This is a genomic window from Leclercia sp. G3L, assembly GCF_021117075.1.
In the GTDB taxonomy this organism is placed as follows: domain Bacteria; phylum Pseudomonadota; class Gammaproteobacteria; order Enterobacterales; family Enterobacteriaceae; genus Enterobacter; species Enterobacter adecarboxylatus_C.
The window spans coordinates 1383244-1406206 of the sequence record NZ_CP088265.1; the positions used below are offsets into that span (position 1 = coordinate 1383244).

General features: G+C 55.6%; 14 protein-coding genes, 2 tRNA genes and 3 rRNA genes. 16 read left to right on the forward strand and 3 right to left on the reverse strand.

Annotated elements, in window-relative coordinates:
- The first annotated feature begins 3 nt into the window (after window positions 1-3).
- Window positions 4-786: a 3'-5' ssDNA/RNA exonuclease TatD gene (gene tatD, locus LRS40_RS07950; protein ID WP_231313461.1), complete on the forward strand. Its 783-nt coding sequence runs from the start codon at window positions 4-6 to the stop codon at window positions 784-786.
- Here tatD and rfaH read toward each other — a convergent pair.
- Entirely contained in the window at window positions 783-1274 is a 492-nt protein-coding gene (gene rfaH, locus LRS40_RS07955; RefSeq protein ID WP_106995902.1) for a transcription/translation regulatory transformer protein RfaH, read from the reverse strand. The two genes, tatD and rfaH, sit on opposite strands and share 4 nt — an antisense overlap.
- A 183-nt stretch (window positions 1275-1457) precedes the next feature.
- Between rfaH and ubiD the strand changes: the two genes are divergently transcribed.
- Window positions 1458-2942, forward strand: a complete 1485-nt coding sequence (ubiD, locus tag LRS40_RS07960) for a 4-hydroxy-3-polyprenylbenzoate decarboxylase (protein ID WP_106995901.1) — start codon at window positions 1458-1460, stop codon at window positions 2940-2942.
- A 42-nt stretch (window positions 2943-2984) separates the two neighbouring features.
- Entirely contained in the window at window positions 2985-3686 is a 702-nt protein-coding gene (gene fre / locus LRS40_RS07965) for an NAD(P)H-flavin reductase (protein WP_142487488.1), read from the forward strand.
- 162 nt (window positions 3687-3848) lie between these two features.
- Here the strand turns inward: fre and fadA are convergent, their stop codons facing one another.
- Together fadA and fadB are read right to left on the reverse strand one after the other, a co-directional pair.
- Window positions 3849-5012: an acetyl-CoA C-acyltransferase FadA gene (fadA, locus tag LRS40_RS07970; RefSeq protein WP_231313462.1), complete on the reverse strand. Its 1164-nt coding sequence runs from the start codon at window positions 5010-5012 to the stop codon at window positions 3849-3851.
- A 9-nt stretch (window positions 5013-5021) separates the two neighbouring features.
- Window positions 5022-7211, reverse strand: a complete 2190-nt coding sequence (gene fadB, locus LRS40_RS07975) for a fatty acid oxidation complex subunit alpha FadB (protein ID WP_231313876.1) — start codon at window positions 7209-7211, stop codon at window positions 5022-5024.
- A 187-nt stretch (window positions 7212-7398) separates the two neighbouring features.
- Here fadB and pepQ point away from each other — a divergent pair, with 187 nt between their 5' ends.
- The 13 genes from pepQ (at window position 7399) to LRS40_RS08040 (ending at window position 22760) form a co-directional block, all read left to right on the forward strand.
- A complete protein-coding gene (pepQ, locus tag LRS40_RS07980; RefSeq protein WP_231313877.1) occupies window positions 7399-8730 on the forward strand; it encodes a Xaa-Pro dipeptidase in 1332 nt (443 codons plus the stop codon).
- Window positions 8730-9344 (forward strand): IMPACT family protein, encoded by a 615-nt coding sequence (locus LRS40_RS07985; protein WP_142487486.1) that lies wholly within the window; start codon window positions 8730-8732, stop codon window positions 9342-9344. Before pepQ ends, LRS40_RS07985 begins: the two co-directional genes overlap by 1 nt.
- 40 nt (window positions 9345-9384) lie before the next feature.
- On the forward strand, window positions 9385-10836 hold the full coding sequence (gene trkH / locus LRS40_RS07990) for a Trk system potassium transporter TrkH (RefSeq protein WP_142487485.1): 1452 nt from the start codon (window positions 9385-9387) through the stop codon (window positions 10834-10836).
- A gap of 12 nt (window positions 10837-10848) precedes the next feature.
- Window positions 10849-11391 (forward strand): menaquinone-dependent protoporphyrinogen IX dehydrogenase, encoded by a 543-nt coding sequence (gene hemG / locus LRS40_RS07995; protein ID WP_231313463.1) that lies wholly within the window; start codon window positions 10849-10851, stop codon window positions 11389-11391.
- A 361-nt stretch (window positions 11392-11752) separates the two neighbouring features.
- A 16S ribosomal RNA gene (locus LRS40_RS08000) occupies window positions 11753-13293 on the forward strand.
- 70 nt (window positions 13294-13363) lie between these two features.
- Window positions 13364-13440, forward strand: a tRNA-Ile gene (locus LRS40_RS08005).
- Window positions 13441-13550: 110 nt separating this feature from the next.
- Window positions 13551-13626: transfer RNA gene (locus tag LRS40_RS08010), tRNA-Ala, on the forward strand.
- A gap of 207 nt (window positions 13627-13833) precedes the next feature.
- Window positions 13834-16741, forward strand: a 23S ribosomal RNA gene (locus LRS40_RS08015).
- Window positions 16742-16833: 92 nt separating this feature from the next.
- Window positions 16834-16949, forward strand: a 5S ribosomal RNA gene (rrf, locus tag LRS40_RS08020).
- The 16S, 23S and 5S rRNA genes sit together here with 2 tRNA genes alongside, the layout of an rRNA operon.
- 175 nt (window positions 16950-17124) lie before the next feature.
- Window positions 17125-18153: a UDP-N-acetylmuramate dehydrogenase gene (murB, locus tag LRS40_RS08025; protein WP_142487483.1), complete on the forward strand. Its 1029-nt coding sequence runs from the start codon at window positions 17125-17127 to the stop codon at window positions 18151-18153.
- Window positions 18150-19112 (forward strand): bifunctional biotin--[acetyl-CoA-carboxylase] ligase/biotin operon repressor BirA, encoded by a 963-nt coding sequence (gene birA, locus LRS40_RS08030; RefSeq protein ID WP_231313464.1) that lies wholly within the window; start codon window positions 18150-18152, stop codon window positions 19110-19112. Before murB ends, birA begins: the two co-directional genes overlap by 4 nt.
- A 196-nt stretch (window positions 19113-19308) precedes the next feature.
- On the forward strand, window positions 19309-21315 hold the full coding sequence (gene hmsP / locus LRS40_RS08035) for a biofilm formation regulator HmsP (RefSeq protein WP_231313465.1): 2007 nt from the start codon (window positions 19309-19311) through the stop codon (window positions 21313-21315).
- 158 nt (window positions 21316-21473) lie between these two features.
- Complete coding sequence (locus tag LRS40_RS08040; RefSeq protein WP_231313466.1) at window positions 21474-22760, forward strand: dicarboxylate/amino acid:cation symporter; 1287 nt, start codon at window positions 21474-21476, stop codon at window positions 22758-22760.
- Window positions 22761-22963 lie beyond the last annotated feature (203 nt).

Genomic DNA, 22963 nt, shown 5'->3' on the forward strand with positions numbered 1-22963 from the left:
AGTATGTTTGATATCGGTCTGAATCTGACCAGCCCGCAGTTTGCCCAGGATCGTGACGAGGTGGTGGCAAGGGCCATCGCCGCCGGGGTCAACGGCTTACTGCTGACGGGCACCAACCTGCACGAAAGTGAACAGGCGCGACAGCTGGCGCAGCGCTACGACCGCTGCTGGTCAACGGCGGGCGTCCATCCGCACGACAGCAGCCACTGGACGGCGGAAAGTGCCAGCGCACTCCGGGCTTTAGCCGCATCCCCTGAGGTGGTGGCTATCGGTGAGTGTGGTCTCGACTTTAATCGCAACTTCTCTACTCCCGCCGAGCAGGAGCATGCCTTTAGTGCCCAGCTGGCATTAGCCGCGGAGCTGGGCATGCCGGTGTTTATGCACTGCCGCGACGCTCATGACCGTTTTCTGGCGCTGCTGGATCCCTGGCTGGATAAACTGCCCGGGGCGGTGCTGCACTGTTTTACCGGCACGCGCGAGGAGGCGATAGCCTGTCTGGATCGCGGTTTGTATCTGGGGATCACCGGCTGGGTCTGCGATGAACGGCGCGGGCTGGAGCTGCGCGAGCTGCTGCCGGTTATTCCTGCCGAACGCCTGTTGGTTGAGACTGATGCACCTTATCTGCTGCCGCGCGATCTCCGTCCAAAACCGGCATCGCGACGCAATGAACCGGCTTATCTGGGACATATCATGGAACGGGTCGCCCACTGGCGCGGCGAAGAGGCGCAGTGGCTGGCAGCGCAGACGGATGACAACGTACGTCGTCTGTTTGGCGTCGACTTTTAAACTTTGCGGAAGCTGGTATTTTTTACGCTCTGCTTCACTTCTTTATTCAGTAAGTTCAGCAGCAGCATGGAGCGGGCTTCACCGTCCGGCTCAGCGAAAATGGCTACCAGCCCTTCAAAGGCCCCTTCGGTGATCACCACATCGTCGCCGGAGAAGGGGGTATCGGGATCGGTAATGCCTTCAGGCTGTTTGTAGACCGAGAGCTGGTGGATCACGGAAGAGGGTACTGTAGCCGGGTGCGCGCCAAAGCGTACGAAGTGGCTGACACCGCGCGTCGCATTGATGGTGGTGGTGTGGATCACTTCGGGGTCGAATTCAACAAACAGGTAGTTAGGGAACAGCGGTTCACTGACGGTTGTGCGTTTACCACGGACCATTTTTTCCAGCGTGATCGCTGGCGTCAGACAGTTCACTGCCTGGCGTTCCAGATGTTCCTGAGCACGCTGAAGTTGTCCGCGTTTGCAATACAGTAAATACCAGGCCTGCATAATGACTCTTTTCCGCTTGTTATGCCGGCAAGCATATCAAAACCCTGGCGGGATCGCTAAGCTGATTATAATGGCCATACACAGAAGAAGCCGTGAATCTTCACGCTAATTTAACAAAAATACAGCATCAGGCAGTCTTACGCCGTATAATGAAACGCTTACAGAGAGAGCTTGACTAACTGCATGAAATACAACGATCTACGCGACTTCCTGGAACTGCTGGAAAAGCAGGGCGAACTCAAACGCATCACCCTTCCTGTCGATCCTTACCTGGAAATGACAGAGATTGCCGACCGCACGCTCCGCGCGGGTGGGCCAGCGCTCCTGTTTGAAAATCCGAAAGGCTACACCATGCCGGTGCTCTGTAACCTGTTTGGCACACCAAAACGTGTGGCGATGGGGATGGGGCAGGAGGATGTCAGCGCGTTGCGTGAAGTGGGTAAGCTGCTGGCCTTTTTAAAAGAGCCTGAGCCGCCAAAAGGGTTTCGCGATCTCTTCGATAAGCTGCCGCAGTTTAAGCAAGTCCTGAATATGCCGACCAAACGGCTGCGCGGCGCGCCCTGCCAGCAGAAAATCGTGGAAGGCGATGCGGTCGATCTGACGCGTATCCCGATCATGCAGTGCTGGCCCGAAGACGCCGCCCCGCTGATTACCTGGGGTCTGACCGTGACGCGCGGGCCGCATAAAGAGCGGCAGAATCTTGGGATCTATCGTCAGCAGCTGATCGGTAAAAATAAATTGATTATGCGCTGGCTGTCGCATCGCGGCGGTGCGCTTGATTTTCAGGAGTGGTGCGCGGCCCATCCGGGCGAACGCTTCCCGGTCGCCGTGGCGCTGGGTGCCGATCCGGCCACCATTCTCGGTGCCGTCACGCCGGTGCCGGATACCCTGTCGGAATACGCCTTTGCCGGGCTGTTGCGCGGCACCAAAACCGAAGTGGTGAAGTGCGTTTCGAACGATCTGGAAGTACCTGCCAGCGCTGAAATCGTGCTCGAAGGCTACATTGAGGCGGGTGAGATGGCACCGGAAGGGCCGTATGGCGACCACACCGGCTATTACAACGAAATCGACAGCTTCCCGGTGTTTACCGTGACGCACATTACCCAGCGTGAAGATGCCATTTACCACTCCACCTACACCGGACGTCCGCCGGATGAACCCGCGGTGCTGGGCGTGGCGCTGAACGAAGTGTTTGTGCCGATCCTGCAAAAGCAGTTCCCGGAAATCGTTGATTTCTATCTGCCGCCGGAAGGGTGCTCCTATCGCCTGGCGGTGGTAACCATTAAGAAGCAGTATGCGGGTCACGCTAAACGGGTGATGATGGGCGTATGGTCTTTCCTGCGCCAGTTTATGTATACCAAGTTTGTGATCGTTTGCGATGATGACGTCAACGCCCGTGACTGGAATGACGTGATCTGGGCCATTACCACCCGTATGGATCCGGCACGCGATACCGTGTTAGTGGAAAACACGCCGATAGATTACCTGGATTTTGCCTCACCGGTTTCCGGTCTTGGCTCAAAAATGGGACTGGATGCCACCAATAAATGGCCCGGCGAAACCCAACGTGAATGGGGTCGTCCGATCAAAAAGGATCCTGAGGTGACTGCGCGAATTGACGCGATCTGGGATGAACTGGCCATAATGAATAACGGTAAAGACGCCTGAATGCGCCGTTATGCCCTATAGACTTCCCGACAGAGAGAGCGAATGACAACCTTAAGCTGTAAAGTGACTTCGGTAGACGCTATCACCGACACCGTATATCGCGTCCGTTTAGTACCTGAATCGGCGTTCTCCTTCCGCGCTGGCCAGTATCTGATGGTGGTGATGGATGAGCGGGATAAGCGCCCTTTCTCAATGGCCTCGACGCCGGACGAGCAAGAGTTTATCGAGCTGCACATTGGGGCGTCTGAGCTCAACCTGTATGCGATGGCAGTCATGGATCGCATTCTGAAAGAGAATGAGATCGAGATTGATATTCCTCACGGCGAAGCCTGGCTGCGTGATGACGAAGAGCGTCCGCTGATCCTGATTGCGGGCGGCACCGGTTTCTCCTACGCGCGCTCCATCCTGCTGACGGCGCTGGCGCGTAACCCGGACCGTGATATCACCATCTACTGGGGTGGCCGCGAGGCGAAGCATCTCTACGATCTGTCTGAGCTGGAAGCGCTGAGCGTGACCCATCCGAACCTGCGCGTTGAGCCAGTAGTTGAACAGCCGGAAGAGGGCTGGCGCGGTCGCAGCGGCACCGTATTAACGGCAGTGCTGCAGGATCATGGCACGCTGGTTAACCACGATATTTATATTGCCGGTCGTTTTGAGATGGCGAAAATTGCCCGGGATCTGTTCTGCAACGAACGTAACGCCCGTGAAGATCGCCTGTTTGGCGACGCGTTTGCCTTTATTTGAGACGAAAAAAACCCGCCCCTGACAGGCGGGAAAACGGCAACTAAACCTTTTCTCTTTGCCATTGATTCTAATGGCAGCCAGATACCTTTCGTAGGCCGGGCAAGCGTAGCGCCCCCGGCAAAAGCCCGATGGCGCGTTGCTTATCGGGCCTACGTTTAAGCCTTAAACCCTTTCAAATACCGTCGCGATCCCCTGACCCAGGCCGATACACATGGTTGCCAGACCAAACTGGGCATCTTTGCGTTCCATCAGGTTAATCAGCGTGGTGCTGATACGCGCCCCGGAACAACCCAGCGGGTGACCCAGCGCAATGGCGCCGCCGTTGAGGTTAATCTTCTCGTCGATCTGATCCATCAGCCCCAGATCCTTAATACACGGCAGGATCTGTGCGGCGAAAGCTTCGTTCATCTCAAAGAGGTCGATATCGCTGGCGGAAAGCCCGGCTTTTTTCAGCGCCAGCTTTGAGGCTGGCACCGGGCCGTAACCCATGATTGACGGATCGCAACCCACCACCGCCATCGAGCGGATGCGCGCGCGCGGCGTCAGGCCCAGCTCGCGGGCGCGGCTTTCGCTCATTACCAGCATCGCCGCCGCACCATCGGACAGGGCAGAAGAGCTGCCCGCCGTCACGGTACCGGTGACCGGATCAAAGGCCGGTTTCAGCGTCGAGAGGGCCTCAACGGTAGTTTCCGGGCGGATCACTTCATCGAAATAGAACTGCTTCAGCACGCCGTCAGCGTCGTGACCGCCGGTGGGCAGAATTTCATTCTTGAATGCGCCGGACTGCGTCGCGGCCCAGGCACGGGCGTGGGAGCGGGCGGCAAAGCTGTCCTGCATTTCACGGCTGATACCGTGCAGGCGGGAGAGCATTTCTGCCGTCAGCCCCATCATTCCTGCGGCTTTCGCTACGGTGCGGCTCATGCCGGGATGGAAATCGACCCCGTGGTTCATCGGCACGTGGCCCATGTGCTCCACGCCGCCGATCATGCACACCTGCGCATCGCCGGTCATGATCATACGCGCCGCATCGTGCAGGGCCTGCATCGATGAACCGCACAGGCGGTTGACGGTGACAGCCGGTACCGAATGCGGGATTTCCGCCAGCAGCGCCGCGTTACGGGCGATGTTAAAGCCCTGCTCCAGGGTCTGCTGCACGCAGCCCCAGTAGATATCGTCCAGCGCGGTGGCTTCCAGAGCCGGGTTGCGCGCCAGCAGGCTACGCATTAAATGTGCGGAGAGATCTTCCGCGCGCACGTTACGAAATGCGCCGCCCTTCGAACGGCCCATCGGGGTGCGAATTGCATCGACAATGACAACCTGTTCCATTGTGACTCCTTAAGCCGTTTTCAGTGCGCCAACCGGACGGGCGGGCTCAACCGGGGGATAGTACGCTTCGTTATTACGCGCTTTGGTACGCAGACCTTCTGGAGCCTGATAAAGCGCGCCGAGATGTTCATACTGCTGCGTCATATCCAGGTAGCGGGCGCTGCCCAGCGTATCCAGCCAGCGGAACGCGCCGCCGTGGAACGGAGGGAAGCCCAGGCCGTACACCAGCGCCATGTCTGCTTCCGCCGGGCTGGCGATAATACCCTCTTCGAGACAGCGCACCACTTCGTTGACCATCGGGATCATCATGCGGGCGATAATCTCTTCGTCGCTGAAATCGCGCTTCGCGTGACTGACGTCGGCCAGCAGGCTGTCCACGGCTGCGTCTTCCTCTTTCTTCGGCTTGCCTTTGCTGTCTTCTTTATAACGCCAGAAGCCGAGGCCGTTTTTCTGGCCGTAGCGGTTCGATTCAAACAGGGCGTCGATGGCATCGCGGTAATCTTTCTGCATGCGCTGCGGGAAACCTGCCGCCATCACCGCCTGAGCGTGATGCGCGGTATCAATGCCGACCACATCCAGCAGATACGCCGGGCCCATCGGCCAGCCAAACTGTTTTTCCATTACTTTGTCGATCTTGCGGAAATCCGCTCCGTCGCGCAGCAGCTGGCTGAAACCGGCAAAGTAGGGGAACAGCACGCGGTTAACGAAGAAGCCCGGGCAGTCGTTCACTACAATTGGGGTTTTGCCCATCTTGCTGGCCCAGGCCACGACTTTGGCGAGGGTTTCGTCAGAGGTTTTTTCACCGCGGATCACTTCAACCAGCGGCATACGGTGCACCGGGTTAAAGAAGTGCATGCCGCAGAAGTTTTCCGGGCGCTTGAGAACGCTGGCCAGTTCGCTGATTGGAATGGTGGAGGTGTTGGAGGCCAGCACGGTGTCCGGATGTACTTTATCTTCGGTTTCTGCCAGTACCGCTTTTTTCACTTTCGGGTTTTCGACCACCGCTTCGACGACCACATCCACGCGATCGAAGCCGCTATATTCCAGCGTCGGATGAATAGTGGAGATCACCCCGGAGAGCTTCAGGCCGTCGATTTTGCCGCGTTCGAGCTGTTTATTCAGCAGCTTGGCCGCTTCGGTCATGCCCAGGGTCAGCGACTTCTCGTTGATGTCTTTCATCACCACCGGCACGCCTTTCCAGGCCGACTGGTAGGCAATGCCGCCGCCCATAATGCCTGCGCCCAACACCGCCGCCTGTTTTGGCGTCTCGATGTTTTTGGTGAGCTGCTTCGCTTTACCCTTCACGTACTGGTCATTGAGGAAAATACCGACCAGCGCGCGGGCTTCGTTGGTGTGAGCCAGTGGGACGAAACTTTGGTTTTCTAATTTCAGTGCTTCGTCACGGCCCAGACGTGCGGCGGCTTCGATGGTTTTCACCGCGGTGATAGGCGCCGGATAGTGTTTACCCGCCGTCTGCATCACCATGCCTTTGGCGATGGTGAAACTCATGGTGGCTTCAATTTTACTTAAGTGCAGCGGCTCCAGCTTCGGCTGGCGTTTCGCTTTCCAGTCGAGGTCGCCATTGATTGCCTGACGCAGAATGGCCAGCGCCCCTTCATGCAGTTTTTCAGGCTTAACCACGCCATCCACCAGACCGAGTTTTAACGCCTGGTCGGCACCGACGTCTTTACCGGCAGCGATGATCTCGAGAGCGCTGTCGGCACCCAGCAGGCGCGGCAGACGGACCGAGCCGCCAAAGCCCGGCATAATGCCCAGTTTGGTTTCCGGCAGGCCGATGCGCAAATCAGGGGTGGCGAGACGGTAATCGGTCGCCAGCACGCATTCGCAGCCGCCGCCGAGCGCATAGCCGTTGACCGCAGAGATCGTCGGGACAGGGAGATCTTCCAGACGGTTAAAGACGCTGTTGGCAAAATGCAGCCACTTGCTCAGCTGCTCCTGGGGGACCAGGAACAGGGAGAGAAATTCGGTGATGTCTGCGCCGACGATAAATGCTGCTTTTTCGGAACGCAGCAGCAGACCTTTTAAGTCGGACTCTTTTTCAAGCACGTCCAGCGCATGGCCAAGGCTGGCCACGGTTGCGGTGTCCAGTTTATTCACTGAGCCGGGGGCGTCGAACACCAGTTCGGCAATGCCACCTTCCAGCCAGTCTACGTACAGGGTGTCGCCTTTGTAGAGCATGTCGGTCTCCTGAATCCAGCAATTGGATCTGGTCATACCAGATGATTCGGAGTGTGGGATTTGTGTTAATGAAATGCAAATTACTCATTAAATAATTGTAGGTCTGATCACGATCGGCGGAGATCACGCAGCCTTTCTGAGGTGTGCTAAGATGCGGTGACTTGAGGTCAAAACAAAAGGAAGAATGATGGACTCACTGGCCGCGCTGTATAAAAATCACATTGTTACGTTACAGGAACGTACCCGCGACGTACTGGCTCGCTTTAAGCTGGATGCTCTACTCATCCACTCCGGCGAGCTGTTCAATGTTTTTCTCGACGATCACGCTTATCCCTTCAAGGTGAATCCGCAATTTAAAGCCTGGGTGCCGGTAACCCAGGTTCCCAATTGCTGGTTGCTGGTGGACGGCGTGAACAAGCCGAAACTGTGGTTCTATCTGCCGGTGGATTACTGGCACAACGTTGAACCGCTGCCGACCTCCTTCTGGACGGAAGAGATCGAGGTGATTGCCCTGCCTAAAGCCGACGGTATTGGCAGCCAGCTACCTGCTGCCCGCGGCAACATCGCCTATATTGGCCCGGTACCGGAACGTGCGCGCGGTCTGGAAATCGCCGCAGATAACATCAACCCGAAAGGCGTGATCGACTATCTGCACTACTACCGCTCCTATAAGACCGACTATGAGCTGGCGTGCATGCGTGAAGCGCAAAAAACCGCGGTCAACGGCCACCGTGCGGCACACGAAGCCTTCCTGTCCGGCATGAGCGAGTTCGACATTAACCTGGCTTACCTGACGGCCACCGGCCATCGTGACACCGACGTGCCATACAGCAACATTGTGGCGCTGAATGAGCACGCGGCGGTGCTGCACTACACTAAACTCGATCACCGCGCGCCATCCGAAATGCGCAGCTTCCTGCTGGATGCCGGTGCGGAATATAACGGCTATGCCGCGGACCTGACCCGCACCTGGGCCGGGAACAGCGATACCGAGTTCGCTCAGCTGATCAAAGACGTCAATGAAGAGCAACTGGCCCTGATCGCCACCATGAAGGCCGGAGTGAGCTATGTGGATTACCACATCCAGTTCCATCAGCGCATTGCGAAGCTGCTGCGTAAGCACCAGATCGTCAGCGATATGAGTGAAGAGGCGATGGTGGAAAACGACCTGACCGGGCCGTTTATGCCGCACGGTATCGGCCACCCGCTGGGTCTGCAGGTGCACGACACTGCTGGCTTTATGCAGGATGACACCGGTACCCATCTGGCAGCGCCGTCCAAATATCCTTACCTGCGCTGCACCCGCATCCTGCAGCCGCGCATGGTGCTGACCATCGAGCCGGGCATCTACTTCATTGAGTCTCTGCTGGCGCCGTGGCGCGAAGGGCAGTTCAGCAAGCACTTCAACTGGCAGAAAATTGAGGCGCTGAAGCCGTTTGGTGGCATCCGTATCGAAGATAACGTGGTGATCCACGAAAACGGTACTGAAAACATGACGCGGGACCTGAAGCTGGCGTAATGGAGAGCTGGCTCATACCGGCAGCGCCGGTCACCTTTACGGAAGAGATCAAAAAAAGCCGTTTCATCACGCTGTTGGCGCATACCGACGGCGTGGAGGCGGCAAAAGCCTTTGTTGAGTCAGTACGGGCAGAACATCCTGACGCCCGCCACCACTGCGTGGCGTGGGTAGCGGGGCCGCCCGACGATTCACAGAAGCTGGGGTTCTCGGATGATGGTGAACCGGCGGGCACGGCGGGCAAACCGATGCTCTCTCAGTTAATGGGCAGCGGCGTGGGCGAAATCACCGCCGTCGTGGTGCGTTACTACGGCGGCGTATTATTAGGAACCGGTGGGCTGGTCAAGGCCTATGGCGGCGGGGTCCAGCAGGCGCTGAATCAACTGACAACGATCCGCAAAACGCCACTTACCGAATATACTTTATTGTGCGATTACGCCCAGTTATCCGGCATCGAAGCGTTGCTGAAGCAGTATCAGGGCCTGATTGTGCACAGTGATTACCAGGCGACGGTGCAATTGCGTGTGGCGCTACCCCAGGCGTCGCTTCCGGTATTCTCAGCAAAACTGGCTGATTTTAGTCGTGGTTCGTTGCAATTACGGCCGATTGAAGAATAATCCCCACCTTACTTATTGAATACCTAAGGAAGCGGCAGAGATGCATTTTCGTGCCATAACCCGAATCGTTGGATTGCTGGTCATACTCTTTTCCGGGACGATGATCCTCCCAGGACTGGTGGCGCTTATTTATCGGGATGGTGCGGGCCGGGCCTTTACGCAGACCTTTTTCGTCGCGCTGATGATTGGCTCCCTGCTGTGGTGGCCTAACCGTCGTGAGAAGGGGGAGCTGAAATCCCGCGAAGGCTTCCTTATCGTGGTGCTGTTCTGGACCGTGCTGGGCAGCGTGGGGGCATTGCCCTTCATCTTTTCCGAACAGCCCAACCTGACCATCACCGATGCGTTCTTTGAATCCTTTTCCGGGCTGACCACCACCGGGGCCACCACGCTGGTGGGGCTGGACTCGCTGCCCCATGCCATCCTCTTTTATCGCCAGATGCTGCAATGGTTTGGCGGGATGGGGATCATTGTATTAGCCGTGGCGATCCTGCCGATACTGGGCGTCGGGGGGATGCAGCTCTACCGGGCAGAGATGCCGGGGCCGCTGAAAGATAACAAGATGCGCCCGCGTATCGCCGAGACGGCCAAAACCTTGTGGCTCATCTATGTGCTGTTAACCGTCGCCTGTGCGCTGGCGCTGTGGTTCGCCGGAATGCCGGCCTTTGATGCTATCGGCCACAGCTTTGCCACCATCGCGATTGGGGGGTTCTCCACCCATGATGCCAGCATCGGCTATTTTGACAGCCCGACCATCAACACCATTATTGCGGTCTTCCTGCTCATCTCCGGCTGTAACTATGGTCTGCACTTCTCTTTACTCAGTGGTCGTAACCTGAAGGTCTACTGGCGCGATCCGGAATTCCGCATGTTTATCGGCGTGCAGCTGACGCTGGTAGTGATTTGTACCCTGGTGCTGTGGCTACACGATGTCTATGCTTCGGCGGTCACTACGCTGAACCAGGCCTTCTTCCAGGTGGTGTCAATGGCGACGACCGCAGGCTTTACCACCGACAGTATTGCGCGCTGGCCGCTCTTCCTGCCGGTTCTGCTGCTCTGTTCGGCCTTTATCGGCGGCTGCGCCGGGTCGACGGGGGGCGGGTTAAAAGTGATCCGCATCCTGCTGCTGTTTAAGCAGGGCAACCGCGAGCTTAAGCGTCTGGTACACCCGAATGCGGTTTACAGCATCAAGCTGGGTAACCGTGCGCTGCCAGAACGTATTCTCGAAGCGGTGTGGGGTTTCTTCTCCGCCTACGCGCTGGTCTTTATCGTCAGCATGCTGGCGATTATCGCGACGGGCGTGGATGACTTCTCGGCGTTTGCCTCCGTTGTGGCTACATTAAATAACCTGGGACCGGGCCTTGGCGTGGTCGCAGATAACTTTGCCAGCATGAATCCGACCGCGAAGTGGATCCTGATTGCCAACATGCTGTTCGGGCGTCTTGAGGTCTTTACGCTGTTGGTCCTCTTTACGCCAACATTCTGGCGCGAATAAAGGGAGCCATTTGTGAAAACACTCATTCTATTTTCAACACGCGACGGGCAAACGCGCGAGATTGCCGCTTTTCTGGCTTCTGAGTTAAAAGAGCAGGGCATCTATGCCGACGTCATTAACCTGAACCGCACCGAAGAGATTGCGTGGCAGGAGTATGACCGGGTGGTGATCGGCGCCTCCATCCGCTACGGCCATTTCCATCCGGCGGTGGATCGCTTTGTGAAAAAGCATACGGCAATGCTGAACAGCCTGCCCGGCGCTTTCTTCTCCGTTAACCTGGTGGCGCGTAAAGCGGAAAAGCGTACCCCGCAGACCAACAGCTACACGCGTAAGTTTTTGCTGAACTCGCCCTGGAAGCCAACGGCCTGTGCCGTCTTTGCCGGTGCCCTGCGTTACCCACGCTATCGCTGGTACGATCGCTTTATGATCCGTCTTATTATGAAGATGACCGGCGGCGAAACGGATACACGCAAAGAAGTGGTCTATACCGACTGGTCCCAGGTCTCCAGTTTTGCCCGGGAAATCGCACAATTAACCGGCAATCCGCGGCTTTAATAAACGTAAAGATTGAAAAGTAAGCGAACGGAAAACTTTTTGAGATTTATGCTTGTCACCGCCGAAGAACTCCCTATAATGCGCCTCCACTGACACGGAACAACGGCAAACAAGCCGCCGGGTCAGCAGGGAAAAGCGTGAAATTATCGCTTGACTCTGAAAAAGGAAAACGTATTATACGGGACCTCGCAACGGTGAGCGAAAGCCGCGTTGCACTGCTCTTTAACAATTTATCAGACAATCTGTGTGGGCACTCAAAGTGACATGGATTCTTAACGTCGCAAGACGATAAATGAATACCAAAGTCTCTGAGTGAACATACGTAATTCATTACGAAGTTTAATTCACGAGCATCAAACTTAAATTGAAGAGTTTGATCATGGCTCAGATTGAACGCTGGCGGCAGGCCTAACACATGCAAGTCGAGCGGTAGCACAGGGAGCTTGCTCCCGGGTGACGAGCGGCGGACGGGTGAGTAATGTCTGGGAAACTGCCTGATGGAGGGGGATAACTACTGGAAACGGTAGCTAATACCGCATAACGTCGCAAGACCAAAGAGGGGGACCTTCGGGCCTCTTGCCATCAGATGTGCCCAGATGGGATTAGCTAGTAGGTGGGGTAACGGCTCACCTAGGCGACGATCCCTAGCTGGTCTGAGAGGATGACCAGCCACACTGGAACTGAGACACGGTCCAGACTCCTACGGGAGGCAGCAGTGGGGAATATTGCACAATGGGCGCAAGCCTGATGCAGCCATGCCGCGTGTATGAAGAAGGCCTTCGGGTTGTAAAGTACTTTCAGCGAGGAGGAAGGCGGTGAGGTTAATAACCTCATCGATTGACGTTACTCGCAGAAGAAGCACCGGCTAACTCCGTGCCAGCAGCCGCGGTAATACGGAGGGTGCAAGCGTTAATCGGAATTACTGGGCGTAAAGCGCACGCAGGCGGTCTGTCAAGTCGGATGTGAAATCCCCGGGCTCAACCTGGGAACTGCATTCGAAACTGGCAGGCTAGAGTCTTGTAGAGGGGGGTAGAATTCCAGGTGTAGCGGTGAAATGCGTAGAGATCTGGAGGAATACCGGTGGCGAAGGCGGCCCCCTGGACAAAGACTGACGCTCAGGTGCGAAAGCGTGGGGAGCAAACAGGATTAGATACCCTGGTAGTCCACGCCGTAAACGATGTCGACTTGGAGGTTGTTCCCTTGAGGAGTGGCTTCCGGAGCTAACGCGTTAAGTCGACCGCCTGGGGAGTACGGCCGCAAGGTTAAAACTCAAATGAATTGACGGGGGGCCCGCACAAGCGGTGGAGCATGTGGTTTAATTCGATGCAACGCGAAGAACCTTACCTACTCTTGACATCCAGAGAACTTAGCAGAGATGCTTTGGTGCCTTCGGGAACTCTGAGACAGGTGCTGCATGGCTGTCGTCAGCTCGTGTTGTGAAATGTTGGGTTAAGTCCCGCAACGAGCGCAACCCTTATCCTTTGTTGCCAGCGGTTAGGCCGGGAACTCAAAGGAGACTGCCAGTGATAAACTGGAGGAAGGTGGGGATGACGTCAAGTCATCATGGCCCTTACGAGTAGGGCTACACACGTGCTACAATGGCGTATACAAAGAGAAGCGACCTCGCGAGAGCAAGCGGACCTCATAAAGTGCGTCGTAGTCCGGATTGGAGTCTGCAACTCGACTCCATGAAGTCGGAATCGCTAGTAATCGTAGATCAGAATGCTACGGTGAATACGTTCCCGGGCCTTGTACACACCGCCCGTCACACCATGGGAGTGGGTTGCAAAAGAAGTAGGTAGCTTAACCTTCGGGAGGGCACTTACCACTTTGTGATTCATGACTGGGGTGAAGTCGTAACAAGGTAACCGTAGGGGAACCTGCGGTTGGATCACCTCCTTACCTTAAAGAACCTGCCTTTGCAGTGCTCACACAGATTGTCTGATGAAAAGTAAGCAGTAAAAATCTCTGCAGGCTTGTAGCTCAGGTGGTTAGAGCGCACCCCTGATAAGGGTGAGGTCGGTGGTTCAAGTCCACTCAGGCCTACCAAATTCTTCCTGATACTGCGTTGCAGAATAACTAACATACTTAAGTATGCTTCGTTATTCCACGCCTTGTCTCATAAAGAATTAGCGGTACAGAGATTAGCATTTTGCGATGGGGTTATAGCTCAGCTGGGAGAGCGCCTGCCTTGCACGCAGGAGGTCTGCGGTTCGATCCCGCATAGCTCCACCATCCTTTACTGCGACAACAAGAAAACTTCAGAGTGTACCTGAGAAGGTGCGCTGCGAAGTTTTGCTCTTTAAAAATCTGGATCAAGCTGAAAATTGAAACGACGCGCCGTGTCTGTTCTCCGAAACAGGAACAGATAAGCGGTGTGTCAGAGTCTCTCAAATTTTCGCAAGTCGATGATGAATCGAAAGAAACATCTTCGGGTTGTGAGGTTAAGCGACCAAGCGTACACGGTGGATGCCTAGGCAGTCAGAGGCGATGAAGGACGTGCTAATCTGCGATAAGCGTCGGTAAGGTGATATGAACCGTTATAACCGACGATTTCCGAATGGGGAAACCCAGTGTGTTTCGACACACTATCGTTAAGTGAATACATAGCTTAACGAAGCGAACCAGGGGAACTGAAACATCTAAGTACCCTGAGGAAAAGAAATCAACCGAGATTCCCCCAGTAGCGGCGAGCGAACGGGGAGCAGCCCGGAGTCTGAATCAGCATGTGTGTCAGTGGAAGCGTCTGGAAAGTCGCAGGGTACAGGGTGATACTCCCGTACACGAAGATACACTTGCTGTGAACTCGAAGAGTAGGGCGGGACACGTGGTATCCTGTCTGAATATGGGGGGACCATCCTCCAAGGCTAAATACTCCTGACTGACCGATAGTGAACCAGTACCGTGAGGGAAAGGCGAAAAGAACCCCGGCGAGGGAGTGAAAAAGAACCTGAAACCGTGTACGTACAAGCAGTGGGAGCACCCTTGTGGTGTGACTGCGTACCTTTTGTATAATGGGTCAGCGACTTATATTCTGTAGCAAGGTTAACCGTATAGGGGAGCCGAAGGGAAACCGAGTCTTAACTGGGCGTTAAGTTGCAGGGTATAGACCCGAAACCCGGTGATCTAGCCATGGGCAGGTTGAAGGTTGGGTAACACTAACTGGAGGACCGAACCGACTAATGTTGAAAAATTAGCGGATGACCTGTGGCTGGGGGTGAAAGGCCAATCAAACCGGGAGATAGCTGGTTCTCCCCGAAAGCTATTTAGGTAGCGCCTCGTGAATTCATCTCCGGGGGTAGAGCACTGTTTCGGCTAGGGGGCCATCCCGGCTTACCAACCCGATGCAAACTGCGAATACCGGAGAATGTTATCACGGGAGACACACGGCGGGTGCTAACGTCCGTCGTGAAGAGGGAAACAACCCAGACCGCCAGCTAAGGTCCCAAAGTCATGGTTAAGTGGGAAACGATGTGGGAAGGCACAGACAGCCAGGATGTTGGCTTAGAAGCAGCCATCATTTAAAGAAAGCGTAATAGCTCACTGGTCGAGTCGGCCTGCGCGGAAGATGTAACGGGGCTAAACCATGCACCGAAGCTGCGGCAGCGACACTATGTGTTGTTGGGTAGGGGAGCGTTCTGTAAGCCGTCGAAGGTGTGCTGTGAGGCATGCTGGAGGTATCAGAAGTGCGAATGCTGACATAAGTAACGATAAAGCGGGTGAAAAACCCGCTCGCCGGAAGACCAAGGGTTCCTGTCCAACGTTAATCGGGGCAGGGTGAGTCGACCCCTAAGGCGAGGCCGAAAGGCGTAGTCGATGGGAAACAGGTTAATATTCCTGTACTCGGTGTTACTGCGAAGGGGGACGGAGAAGGCTATGTTGGCCGGGCGACGGTTGTCCCGGTTTAAGCATGTAGGCGGAGGTTCCAGGTAAATCCGGAACCTTGTTAACGCTGAGGTGTGATGACGAGGCACTACGGTGCTGAAGCAACAAATGCCCTGCTTCCAGGGAAAAGCCTCTAAGCATCAGGTAACATCAAATCGTACCCCAAACCGACACAGGTGGTCAGGTAGAGAATACCAAGGCGCTTGAGAGAACTCGGGTGAAGGAACTAGGCAAAAATGGTGCCGTAACTTCGGGAGAAGGCACGCTGATGTGTAGGTGAAGCCCCTGCGGGTGGAGCTGAAATCAGTCGAAGATACCAGCTGGCTGCAACTGTTTATTAAAAAAACACAGCACTGTGCAAACACGAAAGTGGACGTATACGGTGTGACGCCTGCCCGGTGCCGGAAGGTTAATTGATGGGGTTAGCGGCAACGCGAAGCTCTTGATCGAAGCCCCGGTAAACGGCGGCCGTAACTATAACGGTCCTAAGGTAGCGAAATTCCTTGTCGGGTAAGTTCCGACCTGCACGAATGGCGTAATGATGGCCAGGCTGTCTCCACCCGAGACTCAGTGAAATTGAAATCGCTGTGAAGATGCAGTGTACCCGCGGCAAGACGGAAAGACCCCGTGAACCTTTACTATAGCTTGACACTGAACACTGGTCCTTGATGTGTAGGATAGGTGGGAGGCTTTGAAGCGTGGACGCCAGTCTGCGTGGAGCCATCCTTGAAATACCACCCTTTAATGGCTGGTGTTCTAACGTAGACCCGTAATCCGGGTTGCGGACAGTGTCTGGTGGGTAGTTTGACTGGGGCGGTCTCCTCCTAAAGAGTAACGGAGGAGCACGAAGGTTAGCTAATCCTGGTCGGACATCAGGAGGTTAGTGCAATGGCATAAGCTAGCTTGACTGCGAGAGTGACGGCTCGAGCAGGTGCGAAAGCAGGTCATAGTGATCCGGTGGTTCTGTATGGAAGGGCCATCGCTCAACGGATAAAAGGTACTCCGGGGATAACAGGCTGATACCGCCCAAGAGTTCATATCGACGGCGGTGTTTGGCACCTCGATGTCGGCTCATCACATCCTGGGGCTGAAGTAGGTCCCAAGGGTACGGCTGTTCGCCGTTTAAAGTGGTACGCGAGCTGGGTTTAGAACGTCGTGAGACAGTTCGGTCCCTATCTGCCGTGGGCGCTGGAGAATTGAGGGGGACTGCTCCTAGTACGAGAGGACCGGAGTGGACGCATCACTGGTGTTCGGGTTGTCATGCCAATGGCACTGCCCGGTAGCTAAATGCGGAAGAGATAAGTGCTGAAAGCATCTAAGCACGAAACTTGCCCCGAGATGAGTTCTCCCTGAGCCTTTAAGGCTCCTGAAGGAACGTTGAAGACGACGACGTTGATAGGTCGGGTGTGTAAGCGCAGCGATGCGTTGAGCTAACCGATACTAATGAACCGTGAGGCTTAACCTTACAACGCCGAAGCTGTTTCGGCGGATTTGAGAGATTTTCAGCTGATACAGATTAGTCACTGCGCCTGCGGGCGGGGTGAACAACAGAATTTGCCTGGCGGCTGTAGCGCGGTGGTCCCACCTGACCCCATGCCGAACTCAGAAGTGAAACGCCGTAGCGCCGATGGTAGTGTGGGGTCTCCCCATGCGAGAGTAGGGAACTGCCAGGCATCAAATCATGCGAAAGCCCATCCTCACGGATGGGCTTTTTGCGTTGTGGCGGGAAAAACCCGGGCGGCGTCGGCGTCTGATCCGGCCTACAACACCCCCTGGCCCGGCAATTCCAGCCGACAAAGATCCCCCGATGGGGTAAACTATCCCGGTTTTTGCATCTGGATAGCCTCTATGAATCACTCCCTTAAGCCCTGGAATACCTTCGGTATCGACCGAAATGCCCGACAGATCGTGCGAGCCGACGATGCGCAGCAGCTGCTGGCCGCATGGAATCATGCCACGCAACACCATCAACCCGTTCTTATTCTGGGCGAGGGCAGTAACGTTCTCTTTCTGGAAGACTTTTCCGGCACGGTGATCGTTAACCGCATCCGTGGGATCGCGGTTGAGGAGACGCAAGAATGCTGGCGTCTGCACGTGGGTGCCGGAGAAAACTGGCACGATCTGGTGCAATTTACCCTTGAACACAACATGCCGGGGCTGGAAAACCTTGCCCTGATCCCAGGCTGTGCCGGTTCATCCCCTATTCAGAACATTGGTGCGTACGGTATTGAACTCAAAAACGTCTGTGAATATGTAGACTGTATCGAGCTGGCTACCGGTGAAGCACGTCGTTTACAAGCTGATGAATGCCGTTTCGGCTACCGCGACAGCATTTTCAAACATGAATATCAGGACAAATATGTCATCGTCGCGGTCGGTCTGCGCCTGACAAAAAACTGGAAGCCGGTTCTCTCCTACGGTGATTTAACCCGTCTGGATCCCGCTACTGTGACCGCGAAAGAGATTTTTACGGCCGTTTGCCAGATGCGCATGAGCAAATTGCCCGATCCGAGAGTGAATGGTAATGCCGGGAGTTTCTTTAAAAACCCGGTGATCGGCGCCGAAAATGCGCAAACATTGCTTGCCCAGTGGCCGAATGCGCCGCACTATCCACAGGCAGATGGCAGCGTTAAGCTGGCTGCTGGCTGGTTGATCGATCAGTGTCAGCTCAAAGGCACCACCTTTGGCGGCGCGGCGGTACATCGCCAGCAGGCGCTGGTGCTTATCAACGAAAATAATGCGACCAGCGATGACGTCGTGCAGCTGGCCCATCAGGTGCGTCAGCGCGTGGGTGAGAAGTTCAATGTCTGGCTGGAGCCGGAAGTGCGCTTTATCGGGCATCACGGTGAAGTGAACGCGGTGGAGACCATTGCATGAAAGACCATACTGTCCCCCTGAAGCTGATCGCCATTCTGGCCGACGGCGATTTTCATTCCGGTGAACAGCTCGGTGAACAGCTGGGAATGAGCCGTGCCGCTATTAACAAGCATATTCAGACCCTGCGCGACTGGGGCGTGGATGTCTTTACCGTGCCGGGCAAAGGCTACAGCCTGCCGGAGCCGGTTCAGCTGTTGAACGAAGCCTTTATTCACAGTCAGATTGTCGATAACAGCGTCGCCGTTCTGCCGGTGATTGATTCCACCAACCAGTATCTGCTCAACAGGCTCAACGAACTGAAGTCAGGCGACAGCTGTGTGGCTGAGTACCAGCAGGCAGGTCGCGGTCGCCGGGGACGTAAATGGTTTTCGCCTTTTGGCGCCAACCTCTACCTGTCTATGTACTGGCGCCTGGAGCAGGGGCCCGCTGCCGCCATCGGTCTTAGCCTGGTGATTGGTATTGTGCTGGCAGAGGTCCTGCAATCCCTTGGTGCTGACGACGTGCGGGTGAAGTGGCCAAACGATCTCTATCTTAAGGATCGCAAACTGGCCGGCATTCTGGTCGAACTGACGGGTAAAACCGGCGACGCGGCGCAGATCGTGATGGGTGCCGGGATCAATCTGGTGATGCGTAACGTGCAGGCAGACGATATCAATCAGGGCTGGATCAACCTGCAGGAAGCGGGGATCGCCATCGATCGTAACGTCCTGGCGGTGCAGGTCATCAATGAGCTGCGTCACTCGTTGAGAATCTTCGAACAGGAAGGGTTAACGCCGTTCCTGCCTCGCTGGGAGAAACTGGATAATTTTGTTCACCGTCCGGTGAAACTCATTATTGGCGATAAAGAGATCTACGGCACCTCGCGGGGTATTAACGAGCAGGGCGCACTGTTGCTGGAGCAGGATGGAGTTATAAAACCCTGGGTAGGCGGGGAGATTTCACTGCGCAGCGCCGAATAAGGCACCAGGCTGCAGCCCCCGTTATACGGGGCTGTAACCGGCCTGAACAACCGCTCCACACCCTGTGCGGAGCGGGAACCAGAATAATCCCTAAACGGTTGGTTACACTCTCTTAAATACATCACGATAAGGTATACTCTGAAAGCAGCGGGGTAACAGTTGATTAACCTGCGTTTCGCGTTTCTGGAGATTCATTTTGCGTGTCAGCCGCTCTTTAACTATCAAACAAATGGCGATGGTGACTGCCGTCACTATGGTGTTTGTTTTTGTCTTTTGCGTCATTTTGCTGTTTCATGCCATTCAGCAGAATCGCTATAACACGGCTTCGCAACTCGAAAGTATTGCCCGCTCAATCCGTGAGCCCCTTTCTGCGGCCATTCTTAAGGGCGACATTCCCCAGGCGGAATCCATTATTAAGAGCATCAGGCCGGCAGGCGTCGTCAGCCAGGCCGATGTGGTGCTGCCCAATCAGTTTCAGGCGCTGCGCATGAACTTTATTCCGGAGCGTCCGGTACCGGTGATGGTGAAGCGCCTGTTTGAGCTGCCGGTACAAATCTCGCTGCCGGTCTATTCCCTGCAGCGTCCGGCGAACCCGCAGCCGCTGGCCTATCTGGTGCTGCAATCGGACTCCTGGCGAATGTACAAATTCGTGATCAGTTGGGTCTCAACGTTGGTAACCACTTACTTATTGTTGACGCTGATGCTCACCGTGGCGCTGACCTGGTGCATCAACCGACTGATCGTCCACCCGCTGCGCCGGATTGCCCGCGAGCTGGATACCCTTTCGCCGCAGCAGCAGATCGGGCATCAGCTACCCGTCCCTCGTCTGCATCATGACGACGAAATTGGCATGCTGGTACGCAGCTACAATCTGAATCAGCAGCGCATGATGCGCCAGCATGAAGAGCTCAACCACAACGCCACCCGCTTCGCAGTGTCGGATCTGCCCAACAAGGCATTTCTGATGGCGTTGCTGGAGCAGGCGGTAAAACGCCAGCAGACTACCGCGCTGATGGTGGTGGCCTGTGAAACCCTGCAGGACACCGCTGGCGTGCTGAAGGAGAGCCAGCGGGAAATGGTGCTGCTGACGCTGGTCGAAAAGCTCAAATCCGTACTGGCACCGCGGATGGTGCTGACCCAGGTAAGCGCCTATGACTTTGTGATTATCGCCAATGGCGTCAAAGAACCGTGGCACGCCATTACGCTAGGTCAGCAAGTACTTACTGTTATAAATGAACGGTTGCCGGTACAGGGGATCCAGCTGCGGCCGAGCGCCAGTATCGGCATCGCCATGTTTAACGGCAACCTGACCGGCGAGCAGCTCTACCGCCGGGCATTCTCTGCCGCATTTACTGCCCGGCAGAAAGGAAAGAACCAGATCCAGTTCTTCGAACCGGAGCAGATGGAGAAGGCGCAGCAGCGGCTCTCAGAAGAGAACGATATTCTGACCGCGCTGGACCACAACCACTTCGCTATCTGGCTACAGCCACAGGTGGATCTGCATACCGGCAAGGTAAGGAGCGCTGAAGCGCTGCTGCGGATGCGCCAGGCCGATGGCAGCTGGGAGCTCCCGGAAGGGCTGATCGACCGCATTGAGAACTGCGGTCTGATTGTGACCGTAGGTCACTGGGTGCTGGAGGAGTCCTGCCGTTTGCTGTCAGCCTGGCAGTCGCGGGGAATAATGATGCCATTGTCGGTTAACCTGTCGGCATTACAGCTGATGCACCCGAACATGGTCCCGGAGCTGCTGGAGATGATCGGTCGCTACCGCATCCAGCCTGATACCCTGATACTGGAAGTGACCGAGAGCCGTCGGATCGACGATCCTAACGAAGCCGTGGCAATACTCCGCCCGCTACGTAATGCCGGCGTGCGCATTGCGCTGGACGATTTTGGCATGGGGTACGCCGGGCTGCGTCAACTCCAGCATATGAAAACCCTGCCGGTAGACGTGCTGAAAATCGATAAGGCCTTTGTCGAGGAGCTGCCTGACGACAGCAGCATGGTGGAGGCGATTATCCAGATGGCGCACAGCCTGAAGCTGGAGATTATCGCCGAGGGTGTCGAGACCGACGCTCAGCGACGCTGGTTGGCTGATGCCGGGGTGGAGTGCGGACAGGGATTTTTGTTTGCTAAAGCCGTTCCAGGCGATGTTTTTGAAAGCCGTTATCTTCACCAGAATGACAATCACACAGTTGAATGAAATGTTGCTGGCTTGTGCGAGCCAGCTCAAGTTTCTTAACATTTGTGTTTCAAATTCAGCCTGAGCTTCTATTTGTCCTGATTATTGGGTGCTATTTTAAGGCCGCAGGTGAGCAGTAACCCTACACTTCCTGCGGTTTTTCTTCCCAAGGACATCTTATGAAAACCTCTCTCTTCAGAAGTCTTTATTTTCAGGTCTTAACCGCCATCGCCATCGGTATTCTGCTTGGCCATTACTACCCTGAATTAGGCGCCCAAATGAAACCGCTTGGCGATGCCTTCGTTAAGCTGATTAAGATGGTGATCGCTCCGGTTATATTCTGTACCGTCGTGACCGGCATCGCAGGCATGGAAAGCATGAAAGCCGTGGGCCGCACGGGTGCGGTTGCGCTTCTCTATTTTGAAGTGGTCAGCACCCTCGCGCTGATCATCGGCCTGATCATTGTGAACGTGGTTCAGCCTGGCGCGGGTATGAACGTTGACCCCTCGACGCTGGATGCGAAAGCGGTGGCGGTCTACGCCGAGCAGGCGAAGGATCAGGGCGTGGTCGCCTTCCTGCTGGATGTGATCCCCGGCAGCGTGATTGGCGCCTTCGCCAGCGGCAACATCCTGCAGGTGCTGTTGTTCGCCGTGATGTTTGGCTTTGCTCTGCATCGCCTCGGCAGCAAAGGCCAGCTGATTTTCAACGTGATTGAAAGCTTCTCGCAGGTCATCTTCGGCATTATCAACATGATTATGCGCCTTGCACCGATCGGAGCCTTCGGGGCGATGGCCTTTACCATCGGCAAATATGGCGTTGGCACCCTGGTGCAGCTCGGCCAGCTGATCATCTGCTTCTATATTACCTGTATCCTGTTTGTGGTCGTGGTGCTGGGCAGTATTGCGCGCGCCACAGGCTTCAACATCTTTAAGTTCATCAGCTATATTCGTGAAGAGCTGCTGATCGTGCTGGGTACTTCCTCGTCCGAATCGGCGCTGCCGCGCATGCTCGACAAGATGGAGAAGCTGGGCTGCCGTAAATCGGTGGTGGGGCTGGTTATCCCGACCGGTTACTCCTTTAACCTTGATGGCACCTCGATCTACCTGACGATGGCGGCGGTGTTTATCGCTCAGGCCACCAACAGCCATATGGATATCTTCCATCAGATCACGCTGCTGGTGGTGCTTCTGCTCTCCTCGAAAGGCGCAGCAGGGGTGACGGGCAGCGGCTTTATCGTGCTGGCAGCCACCATCTCTGCGGTAGGGCACCTGCCGGTGGCCGGGCTGGCGCTGATCCTCGGTATCGATCGCTTTATGTCTGAAGCCCGCGCGCTGACCAACCTGGTGGGTAACGGCGTGGCGACCATCGTGGTGGCGAAGTGGGTGAAAGAGCTGGACCACAAAAAACTCGACGATACGCTGAATAATCGTGCGCCAGACGGCAAAACACAGGGTTTGTCCTCCTAAAATCTTCTCTCTGGCCCGCATTCCCTTGTCGGGGTGCGGGCTCCTGCGCATAATGGCCCTGAATACTTGTCATAATCGGACAAGATTTATTTCGGGTATATTTCACTTCTTGCCGTGACGTTTCGCTTCACGCGCGGTCTAATCGGAGTGTTTTGAACATCATCTTTAGAGTGCGACAGGGCGTGTGGCACTCTTTATAACCA

Coding starts and splice junctions, on each gene's coding strand:
- fadB (WP_231313876.1), bottom strand. CDS start 7,211: ATGCTCTACAAAGGCGACACCCTGTACGTAGACTGGCTGGAAGGTGGC.
- LRS40_RS07985 (WP_142487486.1), top strand. CDS start 8,730: ATGGAGAGCTGGCTCATACCGGCAGCGCCGGTCACCTTTACGGAAGAG.
- murB (WP_142487483.1), top strand. CDS start 17,125: ATGAATCACTCCCTTAAGCCCTGGAATACCTTCGGTATCGACCGAAAT.
- tatD (WP_231313461.1), top strand. CDS start 4: ATGTTTGATATCGGTCTGAATCTGACCAGCCCGCAGTTTGCCCAGGAT.
- rfaH (WP_106995902.1), bottom strand. CDS start 1,274: ATGCAGGCCTGGTATTTACTGTATTGCAAACGCGGACAACTTCAGCGT.
- trkH (WP_142487485.1), top strand. CDS start 9,385: ATGCATTTTCGTGCCATAACCCGAATCGTTGGATTGCTGGTCATACTC.
- pepQ (WP_231313877.1), top strand. CDS start 7,399: ATGGACTCACTGGCCGCGCTGTATAAAAATCACATTGTTACGTTACAG.
- ubiD (WP_106995901.1), top strand. CDS start 1,458: ATGAAATACAACGATCTACGCGACTTCCTGGAACTGCTGGAAAAGCAG.
- LRS40_RS08040 (WP_231313466.1), top strand. CDS start 21,474: ATGAAAACCTCTCTCTTCAGAAGTCTTTATTTTCAGGTCTTAACCGCC.
- fre (WP_142487488.1), top strand. CDS start 2,985: ATGACAACCTTAAGCTGTAAAGTGACTTCGGTAGACGCTATCACCGAC.
- birA (WP_231313464.1), top strand. CDS start 18,150: ATGAAAGACCATACTGTCCCCCTGAAGCTGATCGCCATTCTGGCCGAC.
- fadA (WP_231313462.1), bottom strand. CDS start 5,012: ATGGAACAGGTTGTCATTGTCGATGCAATTCGCACCCCGATGGGCCGT.